We start from the raw sequence: 18,186 nt of genomic DNA on the forward strand, positions 1-18,186 counted from the left end.
GCTAATATTTATCCTATGATTGGTTCTATTGCGCCCGAGCGGCTGTTGGACTTCCTCAAACCCGGCATGGACGTCATCGTGCCGATTCTCGCGGGCGAGCCGGAATCGCTGATCGACGCGATGGAGGCGGGGAACGAGCGGCTGTCCGGCGTGCGGATCCACCGGATGGACCCGTACAAGGAGCGGGCGTACATCCGGGGCGAGTTCGGCGACCGGCTGCGGCACGTGGACTACTATCTCGGCCCAGGCTCGCGGCAGGCGTACTGGGACGGCCACTGCGAGCTGATGCCGAACCACTTCTCGGACATCCCCCGGCTGATGCGCGAGTTCACCAACCACGGCGTGGTGATCGCCGGGGCGAGCATGCCGGACAAGCACGGCTATTTCTCTCTCGGCACGAACGCGGACTACTGCGCGGCGCTCATCGGCGAGGTCCCGTTCTTTTTGGAGGCCAACCGGCAGATGCCGCGCACGCACGGCCTGAACCAGGTCCACATCAGCCAAGTGCTGGGGTGGACCGAGGTGGACCGGCCCCTGTACGAGCGCCATATCGTGGCGGACGACCCCCGCCACCACGCCATCGCAGGGCATATCGCAGAGCGGGTGCCCAACGGGGCGTGCGTGCAGTTCGGCATCGGCAAGATCCCGAACAAGGTGGCGGAGCTGCTGTCGGGCCACCGCGACCTCGGCGTGCACACCGAGGTGCTCTCCGACGGGGTGATGTCGCTGGTGCAGTCCGGAGCCGCGAACGGATCGCGCAAACGGTTCAACCGGGGCAAGCACGTGACGACGTTCTGTCTGGGCTCGCGGGCGCTCTACGACTGGCTGGACGACAACCCTGCCGTGCTGATGCTCCCGGTGGACCAGACCAACGATCCGAGGCTGATCGGGGGAGAGCCCAATATGGTCTCCATCAACGGCACCACGGAGGTGGATCTGATGGGGCAGGCGGCGAGCGAGACCATGGCGGGGAAGTACTGGTCCTCCTCCGGCGGCCAGGGCGACTTCGCCAGGGGCGCGATGCACTCCGAGGGCGGGCAGGCCTTCCTGGTCACGAACTCGACCACCTCGTCGGGGCGCAGCCGCATCCGTGCCCAGCTCACGCCGGGCAGCGTGGTCACCACGCTCAAGAACACGGTGGACCACGTGGTCACCGAGCACGGGGTCGCGAAGCTGCGGGGCAAGACGTTGCAGCAGCGCGCGAAGGCGCTCATCGCCATCGCGGCCCCCGAGCACCGCGACGAGCTGGCGCGCGAGGCGAAAGCGATCGGCCTGCTCTGAGCCGGCTTCGTCGGCTCAGGGCTTGACGTCGGCCAAGAGCGCCACCGGACGGTCGGCGAACAGCTCGGCGTACGGGACGAGCCCGGTCCAGCGTTTCCCGCCCAGCCGGTTCTGCCAATGGGTGTCGCCGAGGTCCAGACCCTGGTTCTGCCACCCGCCTTGCTGCTCCAGCGAGGTCGCGAACCGCGTGGCGAGCACGATGACGTCGGGCTTCGCGCTCGTGCTCGGCCCCCGCCCGAAACCGAGCAGATGGGGGGTGTGCGCGGGCACGGGCCAGTACCCGCCGCCGACGAAAGAGTCCGGGCGCTCCCGGCGCAGCCGGAGCGCGGCCCGCACGAGCTGCTGTTTCTCGACGGACCCTGCGGCGAGGGCGGCGGTCCGCGCCGCGTAGTCCACCAGCCGCCGGTTGTCCGGATCCACGAGCGAGTCCTCGGGGAACTCCGTCCCTTGGTACACGTCGGGGATCCCAGGGCAGGTGAGCTGGATCAGCTTCTGCCCGAGGATGTTCGCGCGCTCGGAGGCGGCCAGCTCGGAGCGGAAGAGCCGGATGAGCGCCCCGAAGCCGGAGTGCGCCACCGCGTTCAGCCAGTGGTCGATGTCGTTCTCGAAGCGCAGGTCCGGATTGGCCCAGCTGGTCTTGAGCCCGGCCTCCCGGTTCGCTTTGAGCGCGTAGTCGCGCACGCGCCCGAACAGGTCTTCCGGCAGCTCGCCCAGCTGCCGGTTCCAGCTCTCGCTCGCGGTCCGGTACTCCTCGCGCAGCGCCGCCAGCGCGGTTTCCTGCCGCTCGTCCTGCGTCGAGTCTTTCCTCCGGGCCAGGGCCGTCTCCAACTCGCGCATGCGCGCGGGGACCGGCGGCGGCGCGGGCAGGACGCCCCAGAGCGCCTGCCACAGGAGGTAGCCGGTCACGCCGCCCGCCGCCGAGGAGAAGTCGTGTCCGGACGGGAACAAGTACCCCGGCTGGTCGGCGTGCTCTGTCGGGAGGCCCGGCATGCCTTCGTCGAAGTACACCAGCCGCCGCCACAGCGGGCTCTCGGCGATCAGCGCGAGCCGGGCCCGCACGTCCTCGCCGCGTTTGGTGTCGTGCGTGGACAGGGCGGTCATCGTCCTCGGGTCTCGCTCGGAGCGGGTCGCCATGCGGATATGGAACTCGTCCAGCGGGACGCCGAACAGCTCCGGGGCCCCGCCCACTTCTTGCAAGGCGGTGAGCCGGGCGGTGCGGTAGAAGAGCCGGTCCTCGACTCCTTTGGCCATGACCGGGCCGCAGAGCTGGTGGAACCGGACCGCGCTCTCGCCGCCTCGGGCGAGCGCTTCGGCCAGCGCGTCGAACGCGGCAGCGAGTTCGGGGGCGTCGTCGCGCGCCTTGGCGATCGCCTTGGCGAGCTTCCCGCGCAGCGAGGGGTAGTCGGTCCGGTACACGTCGAGGCGGACGATGGTCGAGACGACGGCTTCGGCCAGCTCTTCGGAGGGGACGGGCGTTCCTGTCTCGGCGACGACGCTGCGCACCAGCCTGCGCAGCTCCGAGCGCAGCGTCCCGGAAGCCGCCTCGCGTTTGGCCTCCCGCGCCGACGCGGCGAGCGCCGCCGCGTCCCCTGGGTCTCCGGTGGCCCTCGCGGACAGCTCGGTGAGCGGCTCTTCGCCGCCCGGATGCACGAAGACCCCGCACACCTCGCGCAGTGCGTCGTAGCCGGTCGTGCCGTCCACGGGAAGGACCGGGTCGAGCGCTTCGTCGTGGTGCAGGATTTTCTCGACGACGAGCCACCGGTCCGGGCCGACGAGCTCGCGCAGCGCGCGCAGGTAGCCCGCCGGATCGGCGAGGCCGTCCGGATGGTCCACCCGGACCCCGTCCACAAGGCCGTCGTCCAGGAGGGATTTGAGCTGCGCGTGGGTGGCGGCGAACACGTCGGGGTCCTCTTGGCGCAGCCCGGCCAGCTCGTTGACGCTGAAGAAGCGCCGATAGCCGACCCGGTCGGTGTTCCACGGCACGAGGCGGTAGTGCTGGCGGTCGTGGACCTCCTGGGGGGAGCCGTCTTCGGCGGAGCCTTGCGCGAGGGGGTAGCGGTGCTCGTAGTACCGCAGCTCCCCGTCGAGGACTTCGAGCTTCTGCACGTCCTGGGCCGAGCCGAGAACCGGCAGGTTGAACCGGTCCTCCTCGTCCCAGTCGATGTCGAAGAACTTCGCGTACGCGGAGCCCTTGCCGTTGGCGAGCACGTCCCACCACCACGGGTTCTCATGCGGGACCGCGACGCCGACGTGGTTGGGCACGATGTCGACGACCAGCCCCATGCCGAGCTCGTGCGCTTGGCGGGCGAGCGCTTCGAGGCCGGGCCTGCCGCCGAGCTCCTCGCGCACCGTGGTCGGGTCGGTCACGTCGTAGCCGTGCGCCGAGCCCTTGGTCGCGGTGAGGACGGGGGAGAGGTAGAGATGGCTCACCCCCAGCTCGTCGAGGTACGGCAGGAGCGCGGCGGCGTCGGCGAATGTGAACTCGGGCCGCAATTGCAATCGGTAAGTGCTCGTGATCTGCCGTGCCATGGCGCTGTTCCTACTTCACCTTCTGCAGCACGAGCAGGGAGCGGGAGGCGAGGTTGATGGTGTCGCCCTCGTTCGCGGTGAGCTGCCCCGGCCCCTCGGGCGGGAGGTGTCGAGCACGGCCATCCACTGCTTGCCGAACCCGCTGTCCGGCACGGCGAACTTGAGCGCCTCGTAGTGCGCGTTGAAGCAGAGCAGGAACGAGTCGTCCACGACCCGCTCGCCTCGGGTGTCCGGCTCGGGGATGGCGTTGCCGTTGAGGAAGACCATCAGGGATTTCCCGAAGCCGGAGTCCCAGTCCTCCACGGTCATCTCCCTCCCGTCCGGGGTCAGCCAGGCGATGTCGCGCTCCTGGTCCCCGCCTCGGATCGGCCTGCCCGCGAAGAACCGCCTGCGGCGGAAGACCGGGTGGGACTTGCGCAGCGCGATGACGTGCTTGGTGAAGTCCAAGAGCTCCGCGTTCTCCTCCGCGAAGGCCCAGTCGATCCAGGAGATCTCGTTGTCCTGGCAGTACACATTGTTGTTGCCGTGCTGGGTCCGGCCCAGCTCGTCGCCATGCAGCAGCATCGGGGTGCCTTGGCTCAGCAGCAGCGTGGCGATGATGTTGCGGCGCTGGCGCGCGCGCAGCTGCAGGATCTCCGGATCGTCGGTGGGGCCCTCGACCCCGCAGTTCCAGGACCGGTTGTGGCTCTCGCCGTCCCGGTTGTCCTCGCCGTTCGCCTCGTTGTGTTTCTCGTTGTAGGAGACGAGGTCGTTGAGGGTGAACCCGTCGTGCGCGGTGACGAAGTTGATGCTCGCGCCCGGCCTGCGCCCGGTGGTGGCGTAGAGGTCCGAGGATCCGGTGAGCCGGTAGGCGAACTCGCCGAGGGTCGAGGGCTCGCCGCGCCAGAAGTCGCGCACGGTGTCCCGGTAGCGGCCGTTCCATTCGGACCACACGCCGGGGAAGTTGCCGACCTGGTAGCCGCCCTCGCCGATGTCCCACGGCTCCGCGATCAGCTTGACCTGGCTCACCACCGGATCCTGCTGGACGAGGTCGAAGAAGGCGGAGAGCCGGTCAACGTCGTGCAGCTCGCGGGCGAGGGTGGACGCGAGGTCGAACCGGAAGCCGTCCACGTGCATCTCGAGGACCCAGTAGCGCAGGGAGTCCATGATGAGCTGGAGGGTGTGCGGGTGGCGGACGTTGAGGCTGTTCCCGGTGCCGGTGTAGTCGACGTAGTACGTCTTGTCCTGGTCCGAGAGCCGGTAGTAGGCGGCGTTGTCGATGCCCCGGAAGCTGACGGTCGGGCCTTTGTGGTTGCCTTCGGCGGTGTGGTTGTACACCACGTCGAGGATCACCTCGATGCCCGCTTTATGCAGGTCCGCCACCATGGATTTGAACTCGGCGACGGCGTTCTCCGGGTTGCGGGCTGCGGCGTACGCGGCGTGCGGGGCGAGGAAGCCGATGGTGTTGTAGCCCCAGTAGTTGGACAGGCCCTTGTCGAGCAGGAACCCGTCTTGGAGGAACTGGTGCACCGGCATGAGCTCGATGGCGGTGACGCCGAGTTCGGTCAAATGGTCGATGATCGCGGGGTGCGCCACCCCCGCGTACGTGCCGCGCAGGTTCTCGGGGACTTTGGGGTGGGTCTGGGTCAGGCCCTTGACGTGCGCCTCGTAGATCACCGTCTCGTGGTACGGCCGGTTCGGCGGATGGTCGGTGGACCAGTCGAAGAACGGGTTGATCACCACGCAGGTCATCGTGTGGTCGCTCCCCGCGCCGGCGGGGCTGCCCTTCAAGCCGTCCGGGTCGAACGCCTTCCCGTACGGGTCGAGCAAGAGCTTGGTCGGGTCGCAGCGGAAGCCTTGGTCCGGCTGGAAGCGGCCATGGACGCGATAGGCGTAGCGCTGTCCGGGCCCCACCTCGGGGAGGTAGGTGTGCCAGACGTAGGCGTCGACCTCTTCGAGCGGCACCCTGGTCTCGCCGCCGTCAGGGGCGATGAGGCAGAGCTCCACCCGCTCCGCCACCTCGGTGAAGAGCGAGAAGTTCGTGCCGACGCCGTCGAACGTCGCTCCGAGCGGGTAGGGGGTGCCGGGCCAGAGCCGAAGGTCGGCTGAGGTGAGGGACTGGACGACGCCCTCGCGCAACGAGCCCTGCGGCGGGGCGGAGGGCTCGTTGGCTGGGGCGGGCGGCGAGGCGGATTGCGGGTCGGTCATTGTGCTCGACCTTATCGCGGCCCGCCCTCCGCCGCCACTGACGGCGCGGCGGCGGTTTCGCGAAATGAGCGCGCGAGGGCGGAAAACCGCGTTCGGCGATCCTCGGCGGCGGACGGGTCGCGACCCCGGAGCCGGAGCGCGGTCACGACGTAGGTCACAGCCCCTGCGCGTTGGTTATTTTGAAGGTGACGAGATCAGGGCGGTAGCGGTCGTCGGCGATCTCGAACAGCGAGCCGGACTGGTCCCAGGTGCTCCGCCGCTCCCGCAAGAGCGGCGCGCCGGTCGGGACGCCCAGCTCGTCCGCGTCGAGGCCTTCGGCGGCGACCGCGTCGAAGACGTGCTCCATGGTCTCGAACCGGACCCCTTTGGCGGCGAGGAAGTCGGTGATCGAGCCCGAGTCCGTGTCGAATTCGAAAAGGAGCGAGCCGACGGGCTCGACGAACGAGCTGCGCTCGACCATGGCGGGCTCGCCGTCGAGGAAGCGGACGCGGACCAGCTCCACGACGAAATCGTCGGCTCCGACTCCGAGCGATTCGGCGACCGCCCTGGCGGGGCGGCGGCGGGACAGCTCGAGCGTTTTGCTGGACGGGACGCGCCCGCCGCTTCGGGCCCATCGGCTGAAGGGGGTGAAGGTTCGCAAGGTTTGGAATTGCTCCAGCCTGCGCACTGTCGCGGGTTTGCCCTGGGAGAGCGCGATGAGGCCTTCGGACTGCAGGGCGGCGAGTGCCTGGCGGACAGGGCCTCGGGACACGCCGAACACCTCGCGCAACGCCGCCTCGCTCGGCAACGCGTCGCCCACCCGGTACGAGCCCGTGGCGATCTGCTGCCGGAGCGTCGTCGCGATCTGCTCGTGCAGTGCGATGGCCACCGTGTCTACCTCGCTTCTTCGTGCCTCCGCCGCTTTCTACTTCTACGCTTGCGCCATCCTAGCCCGCCGGAAGGGGATGAGGATGAGCATGGCGGCGAAGGCGGTGGCGGCGAAGACGCAGAACAGCACCCCGGTGCTGAGGAAGCCGGGCAACAGGCCGCCGAGGATCGCCCCCGCCGAGCCCGCCCCGTTCACCAGGCCGGCCGAGGTGGCGGCGGAGCGGGCCGAGCCCGCGTCCGTCACCGCGACGCAGGAGATCATGGCGTCGGCCGCGTAGAGGAAGAAACCGATGGCGGCGAGCAGGGCGGTCATCGCCCAGACGTTCTTCGTCGCGGTCAGCGGCACGAACGCGGCGAGGAACACGCAGCTGGCCCCGAGGCTGACCACGCAGGGCCAGATCCGGTTCTTGCGGAACAACGTGTCCGAGAGATGGCCGAACACGATCGGCGCGACGACGCCCGCCGCGCCGAACGCGGCGGGGACGACGACCGCCTCGAACTTCCCGTCCTTGCCGAGCCCGAGCCGCTCGGCCACGATGACCGGGCCCCAGAGCAGGAGCATGTAGCGTGCGGGTTTGAGCAGGAAATAGGCGGCGGCGAGAGCGACGACGAGCCGGTTTCGCAGCGCTTCGCGCAAGGCTCCCGCGGCGCTGCCGGGGACCGCTTCGTCCGAGGCGGCTCCCGTCGCCAAGACGCGGCTGTCCGTGAGGCCGACCGACTCGGGCGAATTGCGTTGGAAGAGCAGCACGAGGCAGAACACGGTCGCCACTGTGGCCGAGCCGGTGAAGAACGCGACCCGCCAGTCGTCGAAGACGCTGTAGGCGACGTAGCCGAGGAAAAGAGGGGCGGCCAGGCCGCCGAACGAGTAGTTGGTGCTCCACAGGCCGAGGACGCGCCCGCGCCGTTCGACCGAGAAGAAACTCGAGACGTTCTTGAGCAAGGGCGCCCAACCGGTGGCCTGGGCGAGCCCTTCCACGGCCATGAGCGCGGCGAAGAACGCGAGAGTCGGCAGGAATCCCATGCACAGCGTGCAGAGCGCGGAGACGGCCAGGCCGCACAGGACGACCACGCGCGGCCCGTAACGGTCGGCGACCGAGCCCCAAGTGAACTGGCCGACCATATAGAACGCCAGGTAGACCGAGTCCACCACGGCCAAATTCTCCTTCGGCAGTGCGGCTCCGGCGACCGGGTCGGCCAAGATGCCGAGCTTGGCCACCGCGAAGCCTTCGCGGGTGAAGTAGTACCCGGCGTACGCGATCCAGGTTATGGCGAAGATCTGCCATTGCCATCGGCGGGCTCGGGCGTGTTGCTCGGGCGTGCGTCGGGTTTTGGGCCTGGTCGAGGACAAGGCTCCGGTGGTCGTGGTCATGGCGCGCCCCTGCTATCGGGTTCCGACGCGGGAGGCCAGATGGGCGGGCAGTTCCGCGACGCTCGACAGGACCGAGGTGGCCCCAGCCGATTCGAGCCGCGCTCTGTCGTGCGCGCCGCTGAGGACGCCGATGCTCTCGCCTGCGCCGGCGGCGAGGCCGCTCGCGATGTCGGAGACGCTGTCGCCGACGACGACCATGCTCCCAACGGACGCGGCCTCCGCGCGCAGCAGCGCGGTCAATGGCATATCCGGGTACGGGCGGCCTCGGATCCCCTCGCCGGGGCACAGGACGACGTCGGCGACCTCGCGCCAGCCAAGCGCGTCGAGGATCGCGTGCTGGGTCGTGCGGGCGAATCCGGTGGTGAGGGCGATCTTCACGTCGTGCTCGCGCAGCCATTGGAATGCCGCCTCGGCTCCGGGGATCGGACTGATCCTGCCGCCCAGGACCATCTCTTGGTACGAGCGCTCGAAGACGGCGTTCGCGGCCTGCGCCTTGGCCTCGTCGCCTCGGGCGAGGTGGCGGAAGACGACGATCTTGGACTGGCCCATGGTGGCCTTGGCGTAGTCGATCATCGCCGCGCGCTCCTCGGCGCTGGCCGAAAGCCCGACGGCTTCGTCCGCTGCGAGGAAGGAGGCGACGACGAGCCCGTCGTCTTGGACGGTCGTGCCCGCCATGTCGAAGACCACGAGGGCCACAGGCTCCGGGTTGCGGGCCGCCGCCTGCGCGGCGTCCTTTGACTCCTTTCGCTCCTCGCGCGCCTGCTCCGCGGCTTCCGCTTTTTGCGCGCGCCGCCTGCTGTCCTGTGTCTCGTCCGCGTGGGCCGACGGCAGGGGATCGGAGCGAGAGCCGAAGATCCGGTCGACGACGACCTCGGCGAGCCCGAGCCCTGTGGTCATGCCGATGCCGGTCGCGACGGTCGCGACGTGCACGCCGGGCAGCGGCTCTTCGACGAGGAAATCCCCGGCGGAGCCGGAGCAGTAGACGCCTTGCCAGCGTTCGAGGACGTCGAGCTCGGCCGCGCCGAACAGCTCGCGGCCATGCTGGAGGAGCAGATCGAATCCTTCCTCGCTCTGGAAAGGCTCGATGCTGGCCGCTGCGCGGTGGGTGTCGCCGAGCAGGATCGAGCCGTCGGGCTGCGGCGCCGCCATGAGGTGCAAGTCGTGGCGGGCGGCGACCGGATGCGCCTCGGCGAGCGAGCGGGCCAGCTCCGCCGTGCTCGGCAGCGCCGCGAAACGGGAGTAGCGGGCCAGCGACCATCCGGTGAAGACCGGGGTGGGCAGGGAAAGCGGTCTTTGGGGCGCGACGCGGAGCATGTGCAGCGCGCAGCGCCGCAGCCCGTACCGGTCGGCGAGTTCGGGGAAGAACCGGTCGACTTCGTGGTTGACCGCGACGACGATGTCGTCGGCGCGGACGCTCCCTCGCGAGGTGCGCACGAGCCCAGGCTCGACTGTGATGGCCGAGGTGCGCCAGAGGAACCGCACGCCTCGTGCCTCGAGCCAGCGCGCGATGGCGGGGACCGCGTCGCGCGGGTCGACTTGGAGATCGTTGGGCAAGAACATGCCGCCGGTCACGTCCGTCCCGGCGACGGGGACGCGGGCCAGGAGCTCGTCGCGGCTGAGCAACTGGGCTTCGCCAGGCTCGCTGGCGGCGCAGAACTCGTGCGCCACCGCGAGCTCGAGCGGGCCGCGCAGCACGCAGTGGGTGCCCGACTCCTTGGCCCAGAACCCGGCCTCGCGGGCGAGGCGCAGCCAGTGGGGGCGGCCCCGTCGCGCGTAGTGGAGGGCCGTTCCGCTCTGCGCGGTGATGCAGGCGTGGCCGAAGTTCTGCACGGAGGAGCCGACCGCTCTGGCGGCGTAGTCCACAACGGTGACGGAGAGCCCTCGCCGGAGGGCGTGGTAGGCGTGGGCGAGGCCGACCACGCCGCCTCCGACGACGACGAGGTCTTGGCGGGGAATTGTTTTCGTCATGGGACGAGCATGGCCAACCCCAGCCAACATATCAATACAAGTTCTATTTATTCATATCTTGTTCATACAAGTTTCTCGGAAATGGCGACTACGACAGGCTGTCGGATATCACCGCCCCTTTTCCTCGAAATCCGCTATCCTGGGGAGAGCCTGCGAGTAAGGACGCACTTACTCGCAAGCGCGGAACTCAGGTGGGAAACAGACGAGCGCCTGCGGTGACGCGCACCTGCGGTCTGGCCGCCGTGACACCGAATGACCAGAAAGGCCATCGATGCCCGCCAACTCGACACAACTCGGAGCCAAGCCCGCCGAAAACAGATCGGACGCTCCTCAAAAAGCCGCGGGGCTGCGCAGCATCCTCCGGTACGACCTGCCCGCCTCGTTCGTGGTGTTCTTGGTCGCCCTGCCGCTCTCCATCGGCCTCGCGGTGGCTTCCAGCGGCGGCGTGAAAGACGAGTTCGGCAACCCGGCCGTGCCGATCATGGCGGGCATCATCGCGGCCATCGTCGGCGGCGTCGTCGCGGGCTTCCTCGGCGGCTCGTCTGTGCAGGTCTCCGGCGCGGCGAACGGCGCGACCGTGGTGGTCGCGGGGCTGGTGGCCGAATTCGGCTTCAAGACCGTCTGCATCATCGTCATCGTGTCGGGCGTGCTCCAGATCCTCCTCGGGATCAGCCGGGTCGCCCGCGCCACGCTCGCGATTTCCCCGGTGGTGGTGCACGCCATGCTCGCCGGGATCGGGATCACCCTCGCGCTCCAGCAGATCCACATCGTGCTCGGCGGCAAGCCGGGAAGCACGACAGTGCGCAACCTCGCCCAGCTCCCCGACCAGATCCGGCACCTCGACTACCACGACGCGCTGATCGGAGCCGTCGTGATCGCGTTGCTCCTCCTGTGGAAACGCTTCCCCAAAGCGTGGCAGAAAGTGCCCGCGTCCCTGGTCGCGATCCTCGTGGCCGGCGCGCTGGTCGCGGCGACCGGCTGGGCGGCGCAGACGATCATCATCGACGACGACCTCCTCTCGGCGATCCAGCTCCCGAACTTCTCCGTCCTGCCCGGAGTCTCCGACGAATGGACGGAGATCGTCACCGGGATCATCACGGTGACGATCATGTGCAGCGTGGAGAGCCTGGTCTCGGCCGTCGCGGCCGACAAACTGCACAGCGGGCCCCGCACGAATCTGGACCGCGAGCTGGTCGGCCAGGGCGTCGCCAACATGACCTCGGGCTTCCTCGGCGGCCTGCCGATCACCGGCGTGATCGTCCGCAGCTCCGCGAACATTTCGGCGGGCGGGCGCACGCGAGCGTCCACCATCTTGCACGGGGTGTGGATGCTCGTGTTCGCGCTGCTCTTCCTCGGCGTGGCCGGCCATATCCCGACCGCCGCCCTCGCAGGGCTGCTCGTGGTGGTCGGCGTGCAGTTGATCAAGCTCGCCGAGATCCGAAAAGCGCGCAAGACCGGCGATCTCCTGGTGTACGGGGTGACCATCCTCGGCGTGGTGTTCTTGAACCTGCTCCAAGGCGTGATCCTCGGCCTCATCGTCGCCCTCGGGCTCGTGCTGTGGCGGGTCGTCCGGGTCCATATCGCGGTCTTGCCCCCGGCGAGCGATGGCGCTGCGGCGCCCGCCCAGGGCTCCGGCGTCGCAGCGGCCCCGGTGAGCCGGGACCGGTGGCAGATCGCGATCGAGGGGTCGGCCACCTTCCTCGCCCTCCCGAAGCTCACCGAGGCGTTCGCGGAGATTCCGAAGGGAGCCCCGGTCACCATCGTCATGGCGGTGGATTTCCTCGACCACGGCATACAGAGCGCGATCGAGGACTGGTGCTTCCAGCACGAGACCTCGGGCGGGAGCGTCATCGTCCAAGAGGTCGGCCCGGTGGACCTGGGGGCGGCGGGCGACGCGCCGCCGAAGCGCGGCTCCCTCGGCGAGGTGCTGCGCAGAGGCCTCACCCCGTGGGACTCGTGGCAGCCGGGCGACGCGCCGCCGGAGGTGTCCGACCCGGACAGCACGGCCCACCCGGCGGTGCGCTCGGTCCTCGCCGGCGTGGCCCACTACCATCGCCGCCACGCGCCGCTGCTCTTGCCGCATTTGGAGAAACTGCGCGAGCGCGGGAAGCCGGACATCTTGTTCATCACGTGCGGCGACTCCAGGATCGTCCCGAACGTGATCACCGCGAGCGGCCCCGGCGACCTGTTCACCATCCGCAACGTCGGCAATCTCGTGAAACCGGCGGGCACGGATCCGGCGATGGACGCGGCCCTCTTCTACACCATCGAGAAGCTCGGCGTGAGCTCCGTCGTGCTGTGCGGGCACTCCAGCTGCGGAGCAATGGCCGACACTTCCTTGGAGCTGCCGCCCGAGCATCCCATGCGGGTGTGGCTCGACCGGGTGGACGTCAGCCGCGGCGCGTACGCCAAGGGGCACCCGGTGGCGGCCGCCGCGGCCCTGCAGGGCTACGGGGCGAACGACCAGCTGGGCATAGTCAACGTCGTCATGCAGGTCCGGTCGTTGCGCGAGCATCCGATTGTGATGGCGGCCGCCGAGGAGCGCGGGCTCAGCGTGACCGGGCTCTTCTTCGACATCTCCACTGGCCAGGTGCTGCACGTGGAAGAGGATGAGATCACCGTCGTGGACGACAAGCACCCCCTGCTGCTCAACGGCGAGGGAGAGCTGAAGATCGCCACGGCTGCGTTCTTGTGAGGACTGCTCCGGCGGGGACCGTCTCCTCGTCGCTCTCCTCCGACGAGATCGCGAGGGTCGACCGGGAGCACCTCTGGCACCCGTACGCCCGCATCGGCGGCGATCCCGCGCCGCTGGTGGTCGCGCAGGCGCACGGCACGCGGTTGGTCCTCGCCGACGGCAGGGAGCTTGTCGACGCCATGAGCTCCTGGTGGGCGGCGATCCACGGCTACCGGCACCCGGCGCTGGACGCGGCGGCCGCCGAGCAGCTGCGCTCGATGAGCCATGTCATGTTCGGCGGCCTCACCCATGAGCCTGCGGCGCGTCTCGGGGCGCTGCTGGTGGAGCTCACCGGCATGGATACGGTGTTCTTCTGCGACTCGGGGTCGGTGTCGGTCGAGGTGGCGGTCAAGACGGTGCTGCAGTACCAGCGCGCGGTCGGCCGCCCGGAGCGGCGCAAGCTGCTGACTCCCAGAGGCGGCTACTACGGCGACACGTTCACCCCGATGAGCCTGTGCGACCCGGTCGGCGGCATGCATTCCGAATGGACCGGCGTCCTCGCGGAACAGGTGTTCGCGCCCCGCCCGCCAGCGGCGTTCGACCCGGCTTGGGATCGGGAAGTGCGCGAGATCGCTGCCAAGCACGCCCACGAGCTCGCGGGGATCATCGCGGAGCCGGTCGTCCAGGGAGCGGGCGGCATGCGCATGTACGACCCACGGTGCCTCACAACGCTGCGCGAGGTCGCCGACGAGCACGGCCTGCTGTTGGTCTTCGACGAGATCGCCACCGGGTTCGGCCGGACCGGTGAGCTTTTCGCCCATCAGCACAGCGCCCATCAACACAGCGCCGCCGGGCACAGCGCGGGGGTCCGCCCGGATGTCATGTGCGTGGGCAAGGCGCTCACCGGCGGGTATATGACCCTCGCGGCGGTGCTGAGCAGGCGCGAGATCGCCGAGGCGATCGACGCGAGCGGAGCCGGGGCGCTGTTGCACGGGCCGACGTTCATGGCCAACCCGCTCGCGTGCCGGGTCGCGGTCGCCGCCGTGGAGCTGCTGCTCGCGAGCGACTGGCGCGGCGAGGTCGCGCGCATCGAGGCCGCGCTCGAACGCGGTCTCGCCCCGGCGGGGGAGCTGGCCGGGGTCCGCGAGGTCAGGGTGCTCGGCGCGATCGGCGTCGTGGAGCTGGAACGCCCGGCGGACCTCGCGCGGGCCACCGCGACGGCGGTGGAGCACGGCGTGTGGCTGCGTCCTTTCGGCAAGCTCGTGTACACGATGCCGCCGTATATTTCCTCGCAAGCCGACCTCGACCAGATCTGCGCCGCGATACGCGCGGTGGCGACGGAGGAGTGCCGCTCGGTAGGATGACGCCGTGACCGGAGGTTTCTTCACGAAGGCCAAACGCGACGCCTCCGACTCGGGGGGGCGTCGTTTCGCGAAGAGCCTGCCCGTGCGGGCGGATCGGCGGTGGGGCGTGCTCGCCGTGCTGCTCGCCTGCCTCGCGGTGACGCTGTTCGTCCAGTTCGTCTTGCTCGACTCGATCCGGGCCGGGGACTTCGAGGTCTACCGGCTCGGCTCCGAACGGGCGTTCGCGGGCGAGGACGTGTACGACATGCTGCTGCACGGCAGGTGGACTCCGGCCCAAGGCATCCCGTTCACCTACACCCCGTTCGCGGCGCTGTTCCTATGGCCGACGACCTGGTTCTCCACATCGGTGGCGGTCACGTGGTGGAACGTGCTCGTCATGGCGAGCCTCGCCGTTTCGCTGCAGTGCGTCTGGGCGGACGTCCGCCGCCGGACGCCGCGTCCGGACGGCAAGCTGGGCCTGCTCTGGGACGGCGACCGGTGGCCGTGGATCCTGGCAGGGCTCGTGCTGCTCCTCACGGCGAGCAACCTGGTCCCGTACCACTTGGTCCGAGGCCAGATCAATCTGCTGCTCATGGGGATGTGCCTGGTCGACGTGGCCCGGCGCGACGACACCAGGCTCGGGCGGTGGCTGCCGCGCGGGACGTTGATCGGGATCGCCGCCGCCATCAAGCTCACGCCGTTCCTGTTCCTGGTGCAGTTCCTCGTCATCAAGCAGTGGCGATTGGCCGGATGGACCGCGGTCGGGGCGGGGGCCGCCACGGCGGCGGGGTTCGCCTTCTTCCCGAAGATGTCTTGGCATTTCTGCACGGAGAAGGTCTGGCATCTCTCCAGCAGCGTGGCCTACGACCCGCGCATGTTCGCGAGCTCGGGCAACGGTTCGGTGCAGGGCGCGGTGGCGTTCTTCGGCGGCCCGATGTGGCTCGGCTCCGCTCTGGCGGGTTTGCTCTGCGCCGGGGGGATCTGGTGCGCCAGAGCCGCGTTCGCGGCCCGTGGGCTTCTGGCGAGCACCATCGTCGCCGGTCTCACCGCGACGCTGGTCACTCCGGTGAGCTGGATCCACCACGCCGTGTTCCTGTTCCCGGCCGTCGCGATGCTCCTGATGGACGGCGGACGGACCGCTCGGAGGATCGCGGCAGTGCTCGCGGTCGTGCTGTTCATCCCTGGCCAGACCATCGCGGACCATCTCCTCGCGGCGCACCAGTGGTGGCTCTGGCCGTTGGCGTTGCCATTGCGGTTCGCGCAGTCTGCTTCCGAGGTTTGCGCGGTCGTCCTCTTGGCCGCCGCCCCGGCAGTGGCAGGATGGACACGTGATGAGCCTCAACCGGTTTCGCGTGCCGCCATGGCGTGACGGGGGGCTGGTGCTCGCGGCGTGCGTGCTGAGCGCGTGCGTCGGCAGGTATCTCACTTCGACGGTCAAGCCGGTGGATTTCCAGGTCTACCGTCTCGGCTCCGAACGGGCGTTCGCGGGCGGGGACGTCTACGCGAGCTGGTTGCACGGGCTCGACATCGCGCCGCCGGGGCTGCCGTTCACCTATCCGCCGTTCGCGGCGCTGTTCTTGTGGCCGACCACATGGTTCTCCCCGGGCTTCGCGGTGTTCTCGTGGAGCGTGCTCGCGGTGCTCTGCCTCGCGCTTTCGCTGCATTTGGCGCGACCGGCCTGGGCGGACGGGGCCGCGCCCTGGCAGGGGTCCGCCTCAGGCGCAGGCCGGCTGGCGGGCTTCGGCCGATGGCCGCTGGTCCTCGCCGGGCTGGTGCTCGCCCTCTCGCTGAGCGACGTGGTCAACCAGCATCTCGCGTACGGGCAGATCAATCTGCTGCTCATGGGGATGTGCCTGGTCGACGTGGCCCGGCGCGACGACACCAGGCTCGGGCGGTGGCTGCCGCGCGGGACGCTGATCGGGATCGCCGCAGCGGTCAAACTGGTGCCGATCTTCTTCCTGGCGCTCTTCCTCCTGCTGCGCCAATGGCGGTTGGCCGGATGGACGCTCGCGGGGGCGGCGGGCGCCACGGCGGCGGGTTTCGCCTTCTTCCCCGAGATGTCCGTCCGCTTCTTCCGGACCACGTTCTGGGGTCTGGCGAACGACGTGGCTTTCGCCCCGGAGATGTTCGCGAGCCCCGGCAACGTGTCGGTGCAGGGCGCGGTGGCGTTCTTGGGCGGCCCGCACTGGCTCGGCACGGCGCTCGCGGCCTTGGTCGGAGCAGCCGGGCTGTGGTGCGCGCGGGAGACGTTCCGGCGGGCGGGCCTTTTGGCCTCGGTCGTCTCGGCCGGGGTGACCGCCACAGTGATCACCCCGGCGAGCTGGATCCACCGCGCGGTGTTCTTCATCCCCGCCGTGCTGATCCTGTACTGGAACGGGGGGCGAGGCCAACGGCGGGCCGCGGCGGCGCTCGGGGCGGTGCTGTTCTGCTGGTGCCCCTCGCTCGCCAATGTGCTCGCCGCGACCGGACAGCCAGCGCTCGCCCCGGTCGCGTTCGTCTTGCGCTTCGCCCAGCAAGCCGCCGAGCTTTGCGCGGTCGTTTTGTTAACTCGTTTGCCGCAGATGGCAAGATGGACGGGTGAACAGCCCGAACCTGACCCGCCAGCAACCGCAAGACGTGACGTCGGCAGACGTGATTGCCGCGGCGGCGCGAATCGAGTCGGTGGCCGAGCGCACTCTGCTGCAGCGGTCTGAGCGCCTGTCGGCTGCGTTCGGCGTCCAGCTCTACCTCAAGCGTGAGGACCTCCAGGTGGTCCGCTCCTACAAGCTGCGCGGGGCCTACAACCTGATGGCGCAGCTCTCGGAGGCGGAGAAGGCGGCAGGGGTGGTGACCGCCAGCGCGGGCAACCACGCCCAAGGGGTCGCGTACGCGTGCCGGGCGATGGGGATCAAAGGCCGCATCTACGTCCCGAACACGACGCCCCGGCAGAAACGCGACCGGATCCGGGCGCACGGCGGAGACTTCATCGAGCTGATCTCGACGGGGGACAACTACGACGCGGCGGCGGCCGCCGCGCACACGGACGCGGAGGAGACCGGCGCGACGCTGGTGCCGTCCTTCAACGACCCGAGGACCGCTGCGGGCCAGGGCACGATCGCGAAAGAGATCCTGGAGCAGCTGGCGGAGCGGGGAGCCCCTGCTCTGGACGTGATGATCGTGCCGGTCGGGGGCGGCGGCTGCATCGCCGGGATCGCCGCGTACCTCGCGGAGCGCTCCCCGGACACCGCGATCGTCGCAGTGGAGCCTGCGGGCGCGGCCTGCCTCGCCTCGGCGCTCGTCGCCGGGGCCCCGGTGACGTTGCCCGCCATCGACACGTTCGCGGACGGCGCGGCGGTCAAACGGGTGGGGGATGTGGCCTACCGGGTGCTCTCCGCGTTGGGGGCCACGACGCGGACGGCTCCCGGCCTGCCGATCCTCTCGTCCGGCCCGGACGGCCACAGCGCGGCGCTCGCCCCAGGCTCGGTGCTGGTCACGCAGGTGGACGAGGGCGCGTTGTGCACGACGATCCTGGACCTCTACCAGAACGACGGGATCATCGCCGAGCCGGCCGGCGCGCTGTCGGTGGCCGTGCTCGACCAGTTGTGCCTGCCCGCCGGGGCCACCGTGGTGTCGTTGCTCTCGGGCGGGAACAACGACGTCTCCCGCTACGGGGAGATCCTGGAGCGGTCTTTGGTGCACAAGGGGCTGAAGCACTATTTCTTGGTGGACTTCCCGCAGGAGCCGGGGGCTTTGCGCAGGTTCTTGGAACAAGTGCTCGGCCCGGAGGACGACATCACCGTGTTCGAGTACATCAAACGGGACAACCGGGAGCTCGGCGCGGCGCTCGTGGGCGTCGAGCTCGGCAAAGCCGCCGACCTCGGCCCGCTCGTGGAACGAATGGACCGCTCGGGCCTGAGCTGCGAGCGGCTGCGTCCCGGCACTCCGGCGTACCAGTACCTGACCTAAGCCCGGGCCCCTGTCTCGGGGCT

General features: G+C 69.6%; 10 protein-coding genes and 2 pseudogenes. 6 read left to right on the forward strand and 6 right to left on the reverse strand.

The window, feature by feature from the left end; translation table 11 throughout:
* Window positions 1-15 precede the first annotated feature (15 nt).
* Window positions 16-1,281 carry an acetyl-CoA hydrolase/transferase family protein gene (locus tag HMPREF9336_RS14065; RefSeq protein WP_007468143.1) on the forward strand — a complete coding sequence of 422 codons (1,266 nt, stop codon included), beginning with the start codon at window positions 16-18 and terminating at the stop codon, window positions 1,279-1,281.
* 15 nt (window positions 1,282-1,296) lie between these two features.
* Here HMPREF9336_RS14065 and treY read toward each other — a convergent pair whose 3' ends face one another.
* From treY to HMPREF9336_RS14090, 6 genes and pseudogenes are all read right to left on the reverse strand, one after another.
* Window positions 1,297-3,810, reverse strand: a complete 2,514-nt coding sequence (gene treY, locus HMPREF9336_RS14070; protein WP_007468145.1) for a malto-oligosyltrehalose synthase — start codon at window positions 3,808-3,810, stop codon at window positions 1,297-1,299.
* Between the two features lie 10 nt (window positions 3,811-3,820).
* Window positions 3,821-5,997: pseudogene (gene glgX, locus HMPREF9336_RS14075) on the reverse strand (glycogen debranching protein GlgX).
* Between the two features lie 154 nt (window positions 5,998-6,151).
* Complete coding sequence (locus tag HMPREF9336_RS14080; protein WP_007468149.1) at window positions 6,152-6,865, reverse strand: GntR family transcriptional regulator; 714 nt, start codon at window positions 6,863-6,865, stop codon at window positions 6,152-6,154.
* Between the two features lie 42 nt (window positions 6,866-6,907).
* Entirely contained in the window at window positions 6,908-8,233 is a 1,326-nt protein-coding gene (locus HMPREF9336_RS14085) for an MFS transporter (protein WP_007468151.1), read from the reverse strand.
* A gap of 12 nt (window positions 8,234-8,245) precedes the next feature.
* Window positions 8,246-8,929 (reverse strand): phosphonatase-like hydrolase, encoded by a 684-nt coding sequence (locus tag HMPREF9336_RS19090; protein ID WP_425277276.1) that lies wholly within the window; start codon window positions 8,927-8,929, stop codon window positions 8,246-8,248.
* A 171-nt stretch (window positions 8,930-9,100) separates the two neighbouring features.
* Window positions 9,101-10,231, reverse strand: a pseudogene (locus HMPREF9336_RS14090) (TIGR03364 family FAD-dependent oxidoreductase); the annotation flags it as partial.
* A 241-nt stretch (window positions 10,232-10,472) separates the two neighbouring features.
* Between HMPREF9336_RS14090 and HMPREF9336_RS14095 the strand changes: the two are divergent.
* Genes HMPREF9336_RS14095 through ilvA form a run of 5 tightly spaced genes read left to right on the forward strand, consistent with a single transcriptional unit; the run spans window position 10,473 to window position 18,163 of the window.
* The gene (locus HMPREF9336_RS14095) at window positions 10,473-12,896 is read left to right on the forward strand and encodes a solute carrier family 23 protein (RefSeq protein WP_021030732.1); all 2,424 of its coding nucleotides are present in this window, start codon (window positions 10,473-10,475) and stop codon (window positions 12,894-12,896) included.
* Window positions 12,893-14,239: an adenosylmethionine--8-amino-7-oxononanoate transaminase gene (locus HMPREF9336_RS14100; RefSeq protein ID WP_021030733.1), complete on the forward strand. Its 1,347-nt coding sequence runs from the start codon at window positions 12,893-12,895 to the stop codon at window positions 14,237-14,239. Before HMPREF9336_RS14095 ends, HMPREF9336_RS14100 begins: the two co-directional genes overlap by 4 nt.
* Window positions 14,240-14,243: 4 nt before the next feature.
* Window positions 14,244-15,587, forward strand: a complete 1,344-nt coding sequence (locus tag HMPREF9336_RS14105) for a glycosyltransferase family 87 protein (protein ID WP_007468161.1) — start codon at window positions 14,244-14,246, stop codon at window positions 15,585-15,587.
* Complete coding sequence (locus HMPREF9336_RS14110; protein ID WP_007468163.1) at window positions 15,550-16,911, forward strand: glycosyltransferase 87 family protein; 1,362 nt, start codon at window positions 15,550-15,552, stop codon at window positions 16,909-16,911. The genes HMPREF9336_RS14105 and HMPREF9336_RS14110 overlap by 38 nt, the downstream gene beginning before the upstream one ends.
* Window positions 16,796-18,163, forward strand: coding sequence for a threonine ammonia-lyase IlvA (ilvA, locus tag HMPREF9336_RS14115; RefSeq protein WP_051357369.1), 1,368 nt, complete (start codon window positions 16,796-16,798; stop codon window positions 18,161-18,163). Before HMPREF9336_RS14110 ends, ilvA begins: the two co-directional genes overlap by 116 nt.
* The last annotated feature ends 23 nt before the right edge of the window (window positions 18,164-18,186 follow it).

The sequence above is a fragment of the Segniliparus rugosus ATCC BAA-974 genome (assembly GCF_000185725.2).
Lineage (GTDB): Bacteria > Actinomycetota > Actinomycetes > Mycobacteriales > Mycobacteriaceae > Segniliparus > Segniliparus rugosus.

What these genes read in the sequence shown, in the direction of transcription:
- HMPREF9336_RS14065 (WP_007468143.1), top strand. Translation starts at nt 16, where the DNA reads ATGATTGGTTCTATTGCGCCCGAGCGGCTGTTGGACTTCCTCAAACCC.
- treY (WP_007468145.1), bottom strand. Translation starts at nt 3,810, where the DNA reads ATGGCACGGCAGATCACGAGCACTTACCGATTGCAATTGCGGCCCGAG.
- HMPREF9336_RS14085 (WP_007468151.1), bottom strand. Translation starts at nt 8,233, where the DNA reads ATGACCACGACCACCGGAGCCTTGTCCTCGACCAGGCCCAAAACCCGA.
- HMPREF9336_RS14095 (WP_021030732.1), top strand. Translation starts at nt 10,473, where the DNA reads ATGCCCGCCAACTCGACACAACTCGGAGCCAAGCCCGCCGAAAACAGA.
- HMPREF9336_RS14110 (WP_007468163.1), top strand. Translation starts at nt 15,550, where the DNA reads ATGAGCCTCAACCGGTTTCGCGTGCCGCCATGGCGTGACGGGGGGCTG.